The sequence below is a fragment of the Pantoea agglomerans genome (genome assembly GCF_020149765.1).
Taxonomy (GTDB): Bacteria; Pseudomonadota; Gammaproteobacteria; order Enterobacterales; family Enterobacteriaceae; genus Pantoea; species Pantoea alvi.
The window spans coordinates 1-15,599 of record NZ_CP083809.1; the positions used below are offsets into that span (position 1 = coordinate 1).

The 15,599-nt window shown below is 60.1% G+C and carries 14 protein-coding genes; 8 read left to right on the forward strand and 6 right to left on the reverse strand.

From position 1 onward, the window contains the following. From dnaA to LB453_RS02470, 7 genes are all read left to right on the forward strand, one after another. Positions 1–1,407 (forward strand): chromosomal replication initiator protein DnaA, encoded by a 1,407-nt coding sequence (gene dnaA / locus LB453_RS02440; protein ID WP_103797104.1) that lies wholly within the window; start codon positions 1–3, stop codon positions 1,405–1,407. A gap of 4 nt (positions 1,408–1,411) precedes the next feature. Continuing rightward, on the forward strand, positions 1,412–2,512 hold the full coding sequence (dnaN, locus tag LB453_RS02445) for a DNA polymerase III subunit beta (protein ID WP_103797105.1): 1,101 nt from the start codon (positions 1,412–1,414) through the stop codon (positions 2,510–2,512). A gap of 216 nt (positions 2,513–2,728) precedes the next feature. Beyond that, positions 2,729–3,814, forward strand: a complete 1,086-nt coding sequence (gene recF, locus LB453_RS02450; protein ID WP_103797106.1) for a DNA replication/repair protein RecF — start codon at positions 2,729–2,731, stop codon at positions 3,812–3,814. A gap of 17 nt (positions 3,815–3,831) precedes the next feature. After that, on the forward strand, positions 3,832–6,240 hold the full coding sequence (gene gyrB / locus LB453_RS02455) for a DNA topoisomerase (ATP-hydrolyzing) subunit B (RefSeq protein WP_103797107.1): 2,409 nt from the start codon (positions 3,832–3,834) through the stop codon (positions 6,238–6,240). A gap of 260 nt (positions 6,241–6,500) precedes the next feature. Continuing rightward, entirely contained in the window at positions 6,501–7,310 is an 810-nt protein-coding gene (yidA, locus tag LB453_RS02460) for a sugar-phosphatase (RefSeq protein WP_103797108.1), read from the forward strand. Positions 7,311–7,596: 286 nt separating this feature from the next. After that, entirely contained in the window at positions 7,597–8,913 is a 1,317-nt protein-coding gene (locus LB453_RS02465) for an MFS transporter (RefSeq protein ID WP_103797109.1), read from the forward strand. Between the two features lie 47 nt (positions 8,914–8,960). Next, the gene (locus LB453_RS02470; RefSeq protein ID WP_103797110.1) at positions 8,961–10,214 is read left to right on the forward strand and encodes a DUF3748 domain-containing protein; all 1,254 of its coding nucleotides are present in this window, start codon (positions 8,961–8,963) and stop codon (positions 10,212–10,214) included. Here the strand turns inward: LB453_RS02470 and LB453_RS02475 are convergent. Beyond that, positions 10,198–10,563, reverse strand: a complete 366-nt coding sequence (locus tag LB453_RS02475) for a YceK/YidQ family lipoprotein (protein ID WP_224481582.1) — start codon at positions 10,561–10,563, stop codon at positions 10,198–10,200. The genes LB453_RS02470 and LB453_RS02475 overlap by 17 nt on opposite strands. A gap of 286 nt (positions 10,564–10,849) precedes the next feature. On the opposite strand from LB453_RS02475, the gene ibpA reads away from it, so the two are divergent. Then, positions 10,850–11,266, forward strand: a complete 417-nt coding sequence (gene ibpA / locus LB453_RS02480; RefSeq protein ID WP_033755460.1) for a small heat shock chaperone IbpA — start codon at positions 10,850–10,852, stop codon at positions 11,264–11,266. An 82-nt stretch (positions 11,267–11,348) separates the two neighbouring features. Here ibpA and LB453_RS02485 read toward each other — a convergent pair whose 3' ends face one another. From LB453_RS02485 to LB453_RS02505, 5 genes are read right to left on the reverse strand one after another with little or no spacing between them, the layout of a single operon-like run. Continuing rightward, positions 11,349–12,260, reverse strand: coding sequence for an EamA family transporter (locus LB453_RS02485; protein WP_103797112.1), 912 nt, complete (start codon positions 12,258–12,260; stop codon positions 11,349–11,351). 16 nt (positions 12,261–12,276) lie between these two features. After that, on the reverse strand, positions 12,277–12,777 hold the full coding sequence (locus LB453_RS02490; protein WP_103797113.1) for a YbaK/EbsC family protein: 501 nt from the start codon (positions 12,775–12,777) through the stop codon (positions 12,277–12,279). Positions 12,778–12,813: 36 nt separating this feature from the next. Beyond that, complete coding sequence (locus tag LB453_RS02495) at positions 12,814–13,614, reverse strand: hypothetical protein (RefSeq protein ID WP_224481583.1); 801 nt, start codon at positions 13,612–13,614, stop codon at positions 12,814–12,816. A gap of 5 nt (positions 13,615–13,619) precedes the next feature. Next, complete coding sequence (locus LB453_RS02500) at positions 13,620–14,318, reverse strand: class II glutamine amidotransferase (RefSeq protein WP_103797114.1); 699 nt, start codon at positions 14,316–14,318, stop codon at positions 13,620–13,622. Then, positions 14,315–15,592, reverse strand: a complete 1,278-nt coding sequence (locus LB453_RS02505) for an acetyl-CoA carboxylase biotin carboxylase subunit family protein (protein WP_103797115.1) — start codon at positions 15,590–15,592, stop codon at positions 14,315–14,317. Before LB453_RS02505 ends, LB453_RS02500 begins: the two co-directional genes overlap by 4 nt. Positions 15,593–15,599 lie beyond the last annotated feature (7 nt).

Genomic DNA, 15,599 nt, shown 5'->3' on the forward strand with positions numbered 1-15,599 from the left:
GTGTCACTTACGCTCTGGCAACAGTGTCTTGCCCGTTTGCAGGATGAGCTTCCTGCCACCGAATTCAGCATGTGGATTCGACCGCTGCAGGCGGAGTTAAACGACAATACGCTGGCCTTGTATGCACCAAATCGGTTTGTGCTCGACTGGGTACGAGATAAATACATCAATAACATCAACGGGCTGCTGAACGAATTCTGCGGCGTGGACGTGCCTTTGCTGCGTTTCGAAGTCGGGACGCGCGCCGTACAGCAGCAGCCTGCGGCGATGAGCCAGCCGGCGATGGCGAGCGTTAGCGCGCCCGCACCGGTCGAGAGCCGTCCTGCGCCTGCGCAGATTCTGCGCCCAAGCTGGGATAACGTCCCGGCACCGGCCGATGTGACCTACCGCTCTAACGTAAATAACCGTCATAACTTCGATAACTTCGTTGAAGGTAAATCCAACCAGCTGGCGCGCGCGGCGGCGCGTCAGGTGGCGGACAATCCTGGCGGCGCTTACAACCCGCTCTTCCTTTATGGCGGCACCGGCCTGGGCAAAACCCACCTGCTGCACGCGGTTGGCAACGGCATTATCGCGCGCAAGCCGAATGCCAAAGTGGTCTATATGCACTCCGAGCGCTTCGTGCAGGATATGGTGAAGGCGCTGCAAAACAATGCCATTGAAGAGTTCAAGCGCTACTACCGCTCCGTTGATGCACTGCTTATCGATGACATTCAGTTCTTCGCCAATAAAGAGCGCTCGCAGGAGGAGTTTTTCCACACCTTCAACGCGCTGCTGGAAGGCAATCAGCAGATCATTTTGACCTCTGACCGCTACCCTAAAGAGATCAACGGCGTGGAAGATCGCCTGAAGTCGCGCTTCGGCTGGGGACTGACGGTCGCCATCGAGCCGCCAGAGCTGGAGACGCGCGTGGCGATTCTGATGAAAAAAGCGGATGAGAACGATATTCGTCTGCCGGGCGAAGTTGCCTTTTTTATCGCCAAACGCCTGCGCTCCAACGTCCGCGAGCTGGAGGGGGCGCTGAATCGCGTAATCGCCAACGCTAACTTTACCGGCCGCGCCATTACCATCGATTTTGTGCGCGAAGCGCTGCGCGATCTGCTGGCGCTGCAGGAAAAGCTGGTGACCATCGACAATATCCAGAAGACGGTGGCGGAGTATTACAAAATTAAGGTCGCGGATCTGCTGTCCAAGCGCCGTTCGCGCTCGGTCGCGCGTCCGCGCCAGATGGCGATGGCGATGGCGAAAGAGCTGACCAACCACAGTCTGCCGGAAATCGGCGACGCATTTGGCGGCCGCGACCACACCACGGTGCTTCACGCCTGCCGCAAAATCGAGCAGCTGCGCGAAGAGAGCCACGACATAAAAGAAGATTTCTCTAATCTCATTCGAACTTTATCCTCCTGACGCTATGAAATTTATTGTTGAACGTGAACAGTTGCTAAAGCCGCTGCAGCAAGTCAGCGGCCCGTTAGGCGGTCGCCCGACGCTGCCGATCCTGGGAAATCTGCTGATGCAGGTCAACGACGGTACGCTGTTGCTGACCGGCACCGATCTGGAAATGGAGATGGTGGCGCGCGTGGCGCTGACCCAGCCGCACGAGCCGGGCGCAACCACCGTCCCGGCGCGTAAATTCCTCGACATCTGTCGCGGACTGCCCGAGGGCGCGGAGATTAACGTCACGCTGGAAGGCGAACGTATGCTGGTGCGCTCCGGGCGCAGCCGCTTTTCGCTCTCCACCCTGCCGGCCAGCGACTTCCCTAATCTGGACGACTGGCAGAGCGAAGTGGAGTTTACGCTGCCGCAGGCGACGCTGAAGCGCCTGATCGAGGCGACGCAGTTCTCTATGGCGCATCAGGATGTGCGCTATTACCTCAACGGCATGCTGTTTGAGACCGAAGGCGAAGAGCTGCGCACCGTCGCCACCGACGGCCACCGTCTGGCGGTCTGCTCGATGCCGATTGGTCAGGCGCTGCCGAACCATTCGGTGATCGTGCCGCGTAAAGGGGTGATTGAGCTGGTGCGCCTGCTGGATGGCGGTGAGACGCCGCTTCAGGTGCAGATTGGCAGCAGCAATATCCGCGCCCACGTCGGCGACTTTATCTTTACCTCAAAGCTGGTGGATGGTCGCTTCCCCGACTATCGTCGCGTACTGCCGAAAAACCCGGACAAGGTGCTGGAAGCGGGCTGCGATATTCTCAAGCAGGCTTTTGCACGCGCGGCCATTCTGTCGAATGAGAAATTCCGCGGTGTTCGCCTCTATATCACCGAAAATCAGCTGAAGATCACCGCTAATAACCCTGAACAGGAAGAGGCGGAAGAGATGCTGGACGTGACCTACGGCGGCAGCGAGCTGGAGATCGGCTTTAACGTCAGCTACGTGCTGGACGTACTGAACGCGCTGAAGTGCGAGAACGTGCGTCTGCTGCTGACCGATTCGGTGTCGAGCGTGCAGATCGAAGATCTCGCGAGTCCGGCCGCCGCCTACGTCGTAATGCCCATGCGGTTATAGAATATATCGGCCTGGCTTACTTGCCATTCTGGTCGCGGGCAGTGCTCGTCCCTGGTCACATACTTCAGTATGCGCCCAGGGCCTGCGCGCTGGCCGCAACCTGACTGGCTGCAACACCGACGGCCTGATGATGGTGAGGCCGTTATCGGGCTTCGCCGTTGGCCACAGGCTGCTTAAAGGCGATACCTCTTTGTGCCCTTCACGCTGGACTGATTCATGGCTTTAACCCGCCTCCTTATCAAAGACTTTCGTAATATCGAGCAGGCCGATCTGGCGCTGGCGCCGGGATTTAACTTCCTGGTCGGCGCAAACGGCAGCGGCAAAACCAGCGTGCTGGAGGCGATCTACACGCTTGGCCACGGTCGCGCGTTTCGCAGCCTGCAGGCGGGACGCGTGATCCGCCACGACGAAGCCGCCTTTGTGCTGCACGGTCGCATTGAGGGCAGCGAGCGGGAAATTTCGGTTGGCCTGACCAAAAACCGCGCGGGTGACAGCAAGGTGCGCATCGACGGCAGCGACGGCCATAAAGTCGCGGAGCTGGCGCAGCTGCTGCCGATGCAGTTAATTACGCCCGAGGGGTTTACTTTGCTCAACGGCGGCCCCAAATACCGTAGAGCCTATGTCGACTGGGGCTGTTTTCACAACACACCCGGTTTCTTCAACGCCTGGAGCAATTTGCGGCGCCTGCTAAAGCAGCGCAACGCCGCGCTGCGTCAGGTCACGCGCTACAGCCAAATCCGCGCCTGGGATCAGGAGCTGGTGCCGCTGGCGGAGCAGATCAGCCAGTGGCGCGCGGAATACAGCGAAGCCATTTCAGCGGAGATCGTCGCCACCTGCGGGCAGTTTTTGCCAGAGTTCGCGCTGAACTTCTCTTTCCAGCGCGGCTGGGACAAAGAGAGCGCCTACGCCGAGCTGCTGGAGCGCAATTTCGAGCGCGATCGTGCGCTGACCTATACCGCCAGCGGCCCGCATAAAGCGGATTTCCGCATACGCGCCGACGGCACGCCGGTTGAAGATCTGCTGTCGCGCGGCCAGTTAAAACTATTGATGTGTGCATTGCGTCTGGCGCAGGGCGAGTTCCTGACGCGCCAGAGCGGACGCCGCTGTCTTTACCTGATTGATGACTTCGCCTCCGAGCTGGATGACAGCCGTCGGCGCCTGCTGGCGCAACGACTGAAAGCCACGCAGGCTCAGGTGTTTGTCAGCGCTATCGCCACCGATCATGTCATCGATATGAGTGACGAAAAGGGCAAGATGTTCCGCGTGGAACAGGGTAAAATAGCGGTTCAACCTGAAGATTAAATGAGCGAGAAACGTTGATGTCGAATTCTTATGACTCCTCAAGTATCAAAGTTCTGAAAGGGCTGGATGCGGTACGCAAACGTCCGGGTATGTATATCGGCGATACGGATGACGGCACCGGTCTGCACCATATGGTATTCGAGGTCGTGGATAACGCAATCGACGAAGCGCTCGCCGGTCACTGTAGTGATATCGTCGTGACCATTCATGCCGACAATTCCGTTTCCGTTCAGGATGATGGCCGTGGTATTCCCACCGGCATTCACGAAGAAGAGGGCGTTTCCGCTGCGGAAGTGATCATGACCGTGCTGCACGCAGGCGGCAAGTTCGACGATAACTCCTATAAAGTATCGGGCGGTCTGCACGGCGTGGGCGTCTCGGTTGTGAACGCCCTGTCGCAGAAGCTGGAGCTGACCATTCGTCGCGAAGGCAAAGTGCACCAGCAGACTTACGTGCACGGCGTGCCTGAGGCACCGCTGAACGTCACCGGCGAAACCGATCTGACCGGCACCCGCGTGCGTTTCTGGCCGAGCCACGAAACCTTCACCAACGTTGTCGAGTTTGAATACGACATTCTGGCGAAGCGCCTGCGCGAACTCTCGTTCCTGAACTCCGGCGTATCAATTCGTCTGGAAGACAAGCGTGACGGCAAAGCCGATCACTTCCACTACGAAGGCGGCATTAAGGCGTTTGTCGAATACCTGAATAAAAACAAAACCCCTATCCATCCGAATGTGTTCTATTTCTCCACCGAAAAAGATGGCATTGGCGTGGAAGTGGCGCTGCAGTGGAATGACGGATTCCAGGAGAACATCTACTGCTTCACCAACAACATTCCGCAGCGCGACGGCGGCACGCACCTGGCGGGCTTCCGCGCGGCGATGACGCGTACCCTGAATGCCTATATGGACAAAGAGGGCTACAGCAAAAAAGCGAAAGTCAGCGCCACCGGCGACGACGCCCGTGAAGGCCTGGTCGCCGTGGTGTCGGTTAAAGTGCCGGATCCGAAGTTCTCTTCACAGACCAAAGACAAGCTGGTTTCTTCTGAAGTGAAATCGGCGGTGGAACAGCAGATGAACGAACTGCTGAGCGAATACCTGCTGGAAAACCCGAGCGACGCGAAAATCGTGGTCGGCAAGATTATCGACGCCGCCCGCGCCCGTGAAGCAGCGCGTCGCGCACGCGAAATGACGCGCCGTAAGGGTGCGCTCGACCTGGCGGGCCTGCCGGGCAAGCTGGCGGACTGCCAGGAGCGCGATCCCGCGCTCTCTGAAATCTACCTTGTGGAGGGTGACTCCGCGGGTGGCTCGGCGAAGCAGGGCCGCAACCGTAAGAATCAGGCGATCCTGCCGCTGAAGGGTAAAATCCTTAACGTAGAGAAAGCGCGCTTCGACAAGATGCTCTCTTCGCAGGAAGTGGCGACGCTGATCACCGCGCTCGGCTGCGGCATCGGCCGCGACGAATACAATCCCGATAAGCTGCGCTATCACAGCATCATCATCATGACCGATGCGGACGTCGACGGCTCGCACATCCGTACGCTGCTGTTGACCTTCTTCTATCGTCAGATGCCGGAAATTATCGAGCGTGGCCACGTCTATATCGCGCAGCCGCCGCTCTACAAGGTGAAGAAAGGCAAGCAGGAGCAGTACATCAAAGACGATGAGGCGATGGATCAGTATCAAATCGCTATCGCCCTGGACGGCGCGACCCTGCACACCAACGCCAGCGCGCCGGCGCTGGGCGGTGAGCCGCTGGAAAATCTGGTTGCGGAGTTCAACAGCACCCAGAAGATGATCAAACGTATGGAGCGCCGCTATCCGGTCGCGCTGCTGCGCGCGCTGGTTTATCACCCAACGCTGAGCGATCTGAGCAATCAGGCGGAGGTTCAGGCCTGGCTGGAGGCGCTGGTGGCCTTCCTGGCCGAGCGCGAAACCCACGGCAGCAGCTATGTCGCCCAGGTCCGTGAAAACCGCGAGCAGAACCTTTTCGAACCGGTGCTGCGCGTGCGCACGCACGGCGTCGACACCGATTATACGCTGGACGCCGAGTTCATTCAGGGACCGGAGTACCGTAAAATCAACTCGCTGGGCGAGAAGCTGCGCGGCCTGATTGAGGAAGACGCCTACATCGAGCGCGGCGAACGCCGTCAGCCGGTCGCCAGCTTTGAGCAGGCTATCGAATGGCTGGTGAAAGAGTCGCGTCGCGGCCTGTCGGTACAGCGCTATAAAGGTCTGGGCGAGATGAACGCCGAGCAGCTGTGGGAAACCACAATGGATCCAGACAGCCGCCGCATGCTGCGCGTCACCATCAAGGACGCTATCGCCGCCGATCAGCTCTTTACCACGCTGATGGGCGATGCGGTCGAGCCGCGCCGCGCCTTTATCGAAGAGAACGCCCTGAAAGCGGCCAATATCGATATTTAAGCCAACAGACGGCGACTAAAGCTAAAGTGTGGGTGACAGGAACCGAAGAGCAAAGCGTCCCGCGACAGGAAGTCGTGGGCCGAGCGGTCAGGGATGACGAACAGCGACTTTGCGATCGGTTTCTGTCACCCACGCCGGCTCCAGCTTGCAAACCCTTCCCAACCGGAAGGGTTTTTTTATGCCTGAATGGCCGCCAAACTGGTCAGAGTGAGCTGAATCGCGCTAGCATTTAAGCCAAACCCTGACTCAACGAGGAAGCTATGGCGATTAAACTGGTTGCAATTGATATGGACGGCACGCTGCTTAACCCGCAGCACGAGATCACCGCTGGCGTTAAGTCAGCTATCGATCGCGCGCATAAAAAAGGCGTTGCCGTGGTGCTGGCGACCGGGCGTCCATACGTGGGGATCCAGCGCTACCTGATGGAGCTCGGCCTGGTGGATGACGGCCAGTACTGCATCAGCTACAACGGCGCGCTGGTGCAGCAGGCCAAAGATGGCGAGTGCGTGGCGGAAATCACGCTGGGTTTTGACGACTATCTCTATATTGAACAGCTGGCACGCGATCTGGGCGTCCATTTCCAGGCGTTCGACAAATCCTCGCTCTATACGCCGAACAAAGATCTCAGCGAATACACCATCCATGAGGCGAGCCTGACCGGCATTCCGGTGCGCTACCGCGCAGTGGAAGAGATGGACCGCGCCACGCGTTTTCCCAAGCTGATGATGATCGATAAACCCGCTCTGCTGGATAGTGCTATTCAGCGCCTGCCGGCTCAGGCGCAGCAGAACTACACCCTTCTCAAGAGCGCGCCGTATTACCTAGAGATCCTCGATCGCCGCGTAAACAAAGGTCAGGGCGTTAAAATGCTGGCAGAGAAGCTGGGCCTGGCGCGCGACGAGGTAATGGCGATCGGCGACCAGGAAAATGACCTGGCGATGATCGAGTACGCCGGCATGGGCGTCGCAATGGGCAACGCCATCGACTCCGTTAAGCAGATTGCGCAGTTCGTTACCAAAACCAATATGGAAGACGGCGTCGCGCACGCTATCGAAGAGCTGGTGCTCTAACCCTTCCCGGACGGCATTCCGCCGTCCAGCCTCGCATTTTTCGCTTTCCACGCGGGCCTGCTGGCCCGCATTGTCTGTTTTGTGATCTGTATTGTAGTACAAATTTAATTTTGGATACTACAATCAGCGTCACTCTTCCCAACTGAGATCAAACCGCTAATGAAGGTCGATCGCACAGCGTCGCAGCGCTGATGATCGAACGCAGCCGTTACAGGCTGCGGCATGACTATTTAAAAAAAATCAAACGGTTATCTGCTGCTACCCTACCTGAACTGAGGATCTTGCGATGAACAACCCTCTTCACCTCAGCACCATTAAGAAAATGAACCTGCGCATCATGCCGTTTATCATGCTGCTCTACCTGATCGCCTATATCGACCGCGCCAATATCTCGGTCGCCGCGCTGCAGATGAATGCCGATTTAGCCATGACCGCTGAAATGTACGGCATCGCCGCCGGTATCTTCTATGTCACCTATATCATCTTTGAAGTGCCGAGCAACGTGCTGTTGACGCGCGTCGGCGCGCGCCGCTGGATCGCGCGCATTATGGTGAGCTGGGGCATCATCGCCGCGGGCATGAGCCTGGTGCAGACGCCGACGCAGCTCTACGTAATGCGCTTTCTGCTCGGCGCGGCGGAGGCGGGTTTTACGCCCGGCATCATCTTTTATCTGAGCTGCTGGTATCCGCGCAGCGACCGCGCGCGCGCCATGTCGCTGTTTTATATCGGCGCGGCGCTGGCGTCGGTGATCGGCCTGCCGCTGTCGGGCAGCCTGCTTAATCTGCACGGCATGCTGGGCGTCGAAGGCTGGCGCTGGCTGTTTCTGCTGGAAGGCATTCCGGCGTTCGCGCTCGGCATTGTCACCTGGTTCTACCTCGACGATGCGCCAGCTAACGCGCGCTGGCTGACGGCGGAGCAGCGCAGCTACCTGCAGCAGACGCTGGCGCGCGACGAGCAGCATTCAGCGATACGCGATCATAACTGGCGCATCGCGCTGAAAAGCAGACGCGTCTGGACGCTGAGCCTGCTGTGGCTGCTGCAGGCTTTCGGCACCATCGGCGTAACGCTGTTTCTGCCGATGATTGTCAAAGCGGTCGCGGCGGAGCGCAGCAACCTGACGGTCAGCCTGCTGTCGGCGGTGCCTTTTCTGTTCGCCTGCATTTTTATGTACCTTAACGGACGCCATTCCGATCGCACCGGCGAACGGGCGCGCCATCTCGGCTTGCCGCTGATGGCGGCGGGTCTGCTGCTGCTGGCGGCGCTGGCGGTGCCGCAGCAGTGGATGGCGTATCTGCTGCTGGTGCTGATGGTCGGGCTGAACTGGGCCATTACGCCGGTATTCTGGGCGGTGACTACCGAAACGGTCTCCGGCGTGGCGGGCGCGGCGTCGGTGGCGCTGATCAATGCGGTGGCGAATATCGCCGGGCTGGCTTTTCCGCCGGTAATGGGACGTATTAAAGACGCCACCAGCAGCTATAACGACGGCCTGCTGATTGTGGCGGGCGCGCTTATCCTCGGCGGGGTGCTGGGGCTGTTCGTCGGGCGTAAACGGGCGATTGAGGGCGTTGCTGCGCCGCAGCCGAAATCAGAGCTGCATCTTTAACGCTTTTGGCGTAGCGTGTGGGGCAACATTTTTAGTCAGGTTGCCCTATGCGCGAAAAACAGATCACCTTTAGCCCGCGACACCATCAGCTTACCAACAGCAACGTCTGGACCGCCGACAGCCAGTGGCTCGCTTTTGACGTGCGTCCGTCGGGCGCCTCCTTTACCAGCGAGACCATTGAGCGCGTCAACGTGCAGACGGGCGCGGTCGAGGTGCTCTATCGCGCAACCGACGGCGCCCACGTGGGCGTGGTAACCGTCAGCCCGGATCTGCCGCCGCGCTACCTGTGCATTCACGGCCCGGAACAGCCCGACGAGCGCTGGCATTACGATTTCCATCACCGGCGCGGCGTAATCGTGCAAAACGGCCGCGCGCAAAACCTCGACGCCTGCGATATCACGCCACCCTTTACGCCCGGCGCGCTGCGCGGCGGCTCGCATGTGCATCTCTTCAGCCCGGACGGTACGCGCGTCAGCTTCACCTACAACGATCACGTGATGCATGAGAAGGACCTGAAAGAAGATTTGCGCAACGTCGGCATCGCGCTGCCGCTGCGCGCGGTGGATCCGATTAAACAGCATCCTCGCGAATATGGCGGCAGCCACTTCTGCGTGCTGATCAGCCGCACTACCGCCACGCCGCGTCCAGGCAGCGACGAGATTAACCGCGCCTGTGAAGAGGGCTGGATCGGCACGCGCGGCTATCAAAAGCCGGACGGCAGCTGGCAGCGCTGGGCCATCGCCTTTATCGGCGACACGCTCTCCGCCGCGGGCGATAAACAGCCGGAAGTGTTTATTGTCGATCTGCCGGAGGCGCTGGAGGCGTACGCCATGCCGGGCGACGAACCGCTGGAGGGCACGGAGAGCAGCCTGCCCGCGCCGCCCGCCGGCGTGCACCAGCGTCGCCTGACCAATACGCCGCGCGGACTGGCCCAGCAGCCGCGCCACTGGCTGCGCAGCGCGCCTGACGGCAGCGCCATCGCCTTTTTAATGGCGGACGAGCAGGATGTGGTTCAGCTCTGGACGGTGTCGCCCAACGGCGGCGAGCCGCGCCAGGTGACGCGGCTGGCGCATTCGGTGCAGTCGGCCTTTAGCTGGCATCCGCAGGGCGTGGCCGTCGCGTTTATTAGCGACAACCAGGTGATGCGCTGCGATATCAGCAGCGGAGCCTGTCAGCCGCTGACCGACCGCAGCGAAGAGCCGCCGAGCGGCGACGCGGTGGTCTGGTCGCCGGACGGGCAGCTGATCGCCTTTATGCGTGAGGTCGACGGCTGGCGCCAGCTCTTTACTGTGTCGGCGTAGCCGCAGGATAGGGTGCGGCCTGCGCCAGATTTTCCTGCGTGTGGTTGAGTTTTTCGCTTTGAAGAATGCGCTCACGCGGGGAATCGATCGATTTATCGTCGTCGCTGCGCGCGTAGTCCCACGGCAGCAGCAGCGTATCCAGCACGGCTGAAAAGGGCAGATCGATTAGCGCCAGCGGCTTCAGCGCCCAGCTGCTCTGATCGTCGACCAGAATATCGGCGCTGGCGCGCGTGCCCGGATAGTAGCCCTGATTCGGGCCGGTATGCGACATGACGCTGGAGCATCCTGTAAGCGTAAAGGTGCAGCAGGCCAGCGCGCCTGCCAGAGGAAATGCCTTCAATCTTTTCATCTTCATCATCCCTTCAACTGTGGCGTTCGCCCCGGCTGAGTTAGCTTGTCCGCTAACGTCCTCACTCTACGGCAAGGTGCGCTATGTCAGACGAAAGGTCCCCTGAGTGTATGCCACTTCAGCGGATTGGCGAAAAAAATTGCGTTTCGCCTCTTGAAACCAGTCTGGGCATACCCATTTTTAAGCTACGGACGCGCTCGCTGTCGCCGACAGGGACATCGGGGCGCCGCTCAACCTGTCCATGGTGGAAGGTTGCCAAAACTTGCTGAATATCAGGAGTCATTCCATGCGTAATTTTGATCTTGCTCCACTTTATCGCTCTGCTATCGGTTTCGATCGCCTGTTTAACCTGCTGGAGTCCAACCAGAACCAGAGCAACGGCGGCTATCCTCCGTACAACGTCGAACTGGTCAGCGAAAACCACTATCGCATTACCATCGCGGTAGCAGGCTTTGCCCAGAACGAACTGGATATTACCGCTCACGATAACGTTCTGATTGTGCGTGGCGCACATCCTGAAGAGCAGACCGAACGTAAATATCTCTATCAGGGTATCGCCGAACGCAACTTTGAGCGCAAATTCCAGCTGGCCGACCATATCGTGGTCCGCGATGCACGCCTGGAAAATGGCCTGTTGAGCATCGATCTGGAACGCATCGTCCCTGAAGAGGCGAAACCGCGCCGGATTGAAATTCTGAACTAATCAGAATCAACGAGAAAAAAACGCCGCTTTCGCGGCGTTTTTTTATGGCTGCGGTGCAGCCATCGTGCGCAACGCCGCGCCGTTAAGGATGGGTGCGCATCGCCAGGCGCTGGCTCACCAGACCGCCGAAGACATTCACCAGCAGGCCGAGGATAATCACCGCTGCCCCCAGCATCTGCTGCGCCGAGAGGTGCTCCCCCAGCACCAGCGCGGCGCTGAGAATGCCGATCACCGGCACCAGCAGCGACAGCGGGGCGATGCGCCAGGTCTCATAGCGGCTAAGCAGGTTGCCCCAGATGGCGTAGCCGACGATGGTGGCGATAAAGGCGAGATAGATCAGCGCCAGTACCGTTTGCAGCGAGATGTGCGTCAGGCTGAATACTATCGCCTCTTCTCCCTCGAACAGCCAGGAGCAGGCGAAGAAAGGCAGCACCGGCACCAGCGCGCTCCACACTACCAGCGACATCACCGGCACCTTGCGATTGCGCAGGATAATCTTGTTGGTGATATTGCCCAGTCCCCACGACAGCGCCGCCGCCAGCGTCAGCATCATGGTCGTCAGCGTAATGCCCGCGGCCGACTGCCCCTCCATGCCCGCCGTCGCCAGCATAAACATCCCCAGCGTCGCGATCAGCACGCCGGCAATATGATTCCAGCGCAGCTTTTCCGCCAGCAGCAGCGCGCCCAGCAGCAGCGTGAAAAACGCCTGCGCCTGCAGCACCAGCGAGGCGAGCCCGGCGGGCATGCCGAGCTTGATGGCGAGAAACAGAAAAGCGAACTGACCAAAGCTGATGGTCATGCCGTAGACCACCAGCCAGCGCAGCGGAATGACGGGGCGAGAGACAAAAAAGATCGCCGGAAACGCCACCAGGGAAAAGCGCAGGCCCGCCAGCAAAAAGGGCGGCATCCCCTGCAGGCCGAGCTTGATCACCACGAAATTAACGCCCCACGCCACCACGACGCACAGCGCCAGCAACATATCTTTAACTGACATAACCTTTCCTCAGCCGTCAGGCGCTAACCGCCACGGGAGTGGCGATATCGGCATAACAGGCTTCGCCCACGATACGGCGATAGTCCTCTGCATCAAGGGCAATCGACTTCTCCAGCGCACCGGCGTTGAACCACAGCGTGCCGACGTCGCGCAGGCGCGTATCGACGCGCAGCGCCAGCCGGTCATCAAAACTAAATGGCGGCACCGCGCCCATTACGCAGTCGGTCAGCGACTGCGCCATCTCGGGCGCGGCGAAGCTCGACTTTTTGCCGCCGATGGCGCGTGCGGCGCTTTTAAAATTGATTTTGCAGTCGCCCGGCACAATCGCCAGCAGAAAGCGCGGTTCGGCACCGTCTGGCATAGCGACCTCCAGCACCATCGCCTTCGCCGCCTGGTTAAGCGCATTGCCGCGCAGCGCGCTAATGGTGTCGGTCTGGCCGATAGCCTCATGTTCTACCACGCGATAGTCCGCTTCGTGCCGATCCAGCAGGTCGGTAATGTTTGCAAATGTCGTCATCTCTTCTCCTCGTCTTGCAAGGCTGCGCGCTGGGCGTCAGCTCCACGCGATGGCGTGTTTCATTTTTTTATCGGTCAGGCCAAAAAAGAAGCCCATAGTGATGCGGGTATCGCCTTCTACCCGATCGATCTCGTGGTAAAAGGCGGGATTAAACAGGTAGATATCGCCGCTGCGCGGCACGAACTCGCAGGTTTCGCTCTGCATCACCACGCCGCTCTGGTAGCCGAGTTCGCCCGGCGTTTTAAAGCGCTCGTCATCCGGCGACCATTTTTTGTTGAAAATGCGCAGCCCGCCGCCCGCGTTGCACTCCTGCAGGCAGACCACGCAGCTCAGCTGGTGCAGGATCTGCGTCACCGCCAACCCCGTTCCTGCGGCGTCGCGGACGATATTGTCGTTGTGCAGCGGATTGGCGACGCCGTCGGCGTGGAAGCGCACGATGGAACCGGCGTAGTCCCCCAGGGCTGGCTCATAGGCGGTTTGCAGGCTCTCCAGCTTTAGCGCGTGGCGCACCCACTCATAGATCTGCAGGCGCAGCGCGGCGAGCGACGGCGGCAGCGACGGCGCGATATCGCGCCATTCAGTAAAGTAGTTCTCCGGGGCGGCGGTATGTTTCGCCAGATAGGGGCCGAGCGTAGTGAGCGCGCCGTTGGGATAGTGCGACACGCGGATCTGCTCGCGGCAGCGCTGCAAATCTGTCACCACCTCCTGACGATCTTCATCGGTCAGGAAGTTGCGCAGCACCAGCAGCGGCACGCGCGCCGTGACAATATCGTCCAGCCAGGTGCGTTCTACATACATGCTGGGATTGATCACGCGTATCTGATTGAAAATAGCCATGATATTTACTCCCCCAAAGGAATCTCGCGTAGTTCATGGTTAGCCATGCGTCGCCAGCCGGCGGCGTCGCCCAGGGTTGGAACAGGTTCAGACGAAATGTAGGTACAGCGCGCCTGCTGCAAAACGTGCAGCGTGAAGTAGTGCGGATAAGGCGTATCCTGCGGGTGCCACTGCCAGGCCCATGCCCGGTCGCGCGTCACGAAAATCGCGTTGCCGGCGCTGCCGCCTGGTTCGACCTGCGCCAGCTTGTCGCGCAGGTAATCGCGCGTGAAGTCGGCCGGGGTGATGCGATCCACCAGATATTCCAGATATTCCGCCGAGTCGAAGCGGGAGGCCGCCATGCCGAGCCGGGCGTAGACCGTCGGCATAAAGCCGTTATGCATCATGTACCAGCGCGTGCCCGCGCTGTCGCGCAGCAGCGGGTGGGCAAACTCCAGGCCCTGGTTTTTACTCAGCGTGGCGTGGCGCACATGCACCGCCAGAAAGCGGCCTTTGATGCTGTCGACATCAATGTCGGGCAGCGCGTCGGCAAAGGGGCCGCTGCCGCGCAGCGTGCGGATCTCGCCCGCCTCCAGCCATAAACATCCCCAGCCGTTCGGGTGTTCTTTGATCGGCCCGTCATGACAGGCGGTTTCGCCGCAGCTCATGGCGCGCGCCGCCTCCAGCACCTGCGCCGCGTCGAATTCGCCCTGCGCCAGAATCATTCTGCACACAATAAATTTCCTTCTGAAAAGCGAGATGCCGCGCGCACCACGCTGTTAAAAACGGCCAGAATGTCGTCCCGGCCGGTGGCCGACAGGCGCAACGTGCCGAGAATGCCCGCATGGCGCGTTAAATCGGCATAGAGCGACGAGCGCCGCGACACCTGTAAGCCGGGAAAGGTCAGCGGCGGCAGCAGCGCGCCCTGATGATGTTCGGCGATCCAGCTTTCCGCCCGGCGGAGCTGGGCCGGCTGACGCAGGCGCAGCTGGCCAACGGCGCGCGGCGGCGCGCTGAAGCGCAGCGCGGGCATCTCGCCGCCCGCTTCAAGCCGGAACGCGACCGCCACCCAGTCGATGCCGGTTGTCTCTTCGACCAGGCTGGCAACGCCCATACCGGAGAGGCGAAAGCCCATCTCAAGAAAATGCGGCACGCCATCCACCATGATGAAGTCGATATGAAAGGCGCCGAGCCGGTAGCTGAAGGTTTCGCAGCAGAACGCCATCAGGCTGGCAAAGGCGGGCGGCAGCGTGCTGGCGGCAACGGCGACGTGGCCGGATTCGTAAAAACTGATGCCGCCCTGAGCGTCGCGATGTTGCTCGATCACTTTCTGGCAGCAGGTAAGGGCATAGGGATGCCCGTCGTGTACCACGCCCTGCAGTGAATACTCGTCGCCGTCCAGCCAGCTTTCGACGATAAACCCGCTAAAGCTGCGCCCGCCGTAGTTCATGGTCTCTTCCAGCATCCGCACCACGCCCGCCAGGCGTTCGGGCGCCTCCACCAGCCAGATCCCCAGCCCGCCGCCACTGTCTACCGGCTTGATAACGCAGGGATAGATCAGCGCCTGGTGGGCATCAAGAATGCTGAGAGGCGAGGCGAAAAACCGGAACTCCGGCTGCGGAAAGCGCGGCCAGGCTTTTTTCAGCGCCATCCGCTGGGCATATTTATCCAGCGGGATAAAGGTGCGCGGCGCATCGGGGCCGGCCAGGATTTCCCGCACCCGGCCGGCGCTGGCGTTGTAGGCTTCAAAGCCGGCCAGCACCACGCGCGGATGCTCCAGCAGCCCGGCATGCAGGCAGGCCTGCAGCACTTCCCAGGGATTTTCCGGCCGATCGAGGCGGACGATCAGATCAAACGGCAGCGTCAGGCTAAGCGACTGGTAGTCGACGAAATCACTCATCTCCGCCAGCACGGTAAAATAGCCGTCGCGCTTCGCCACCTCGCAGTAGGGGTTCTGGCCGTCGCGCGTGGCGCCTATTTGCAGGAAAATTTTTCTCATCGCTTCG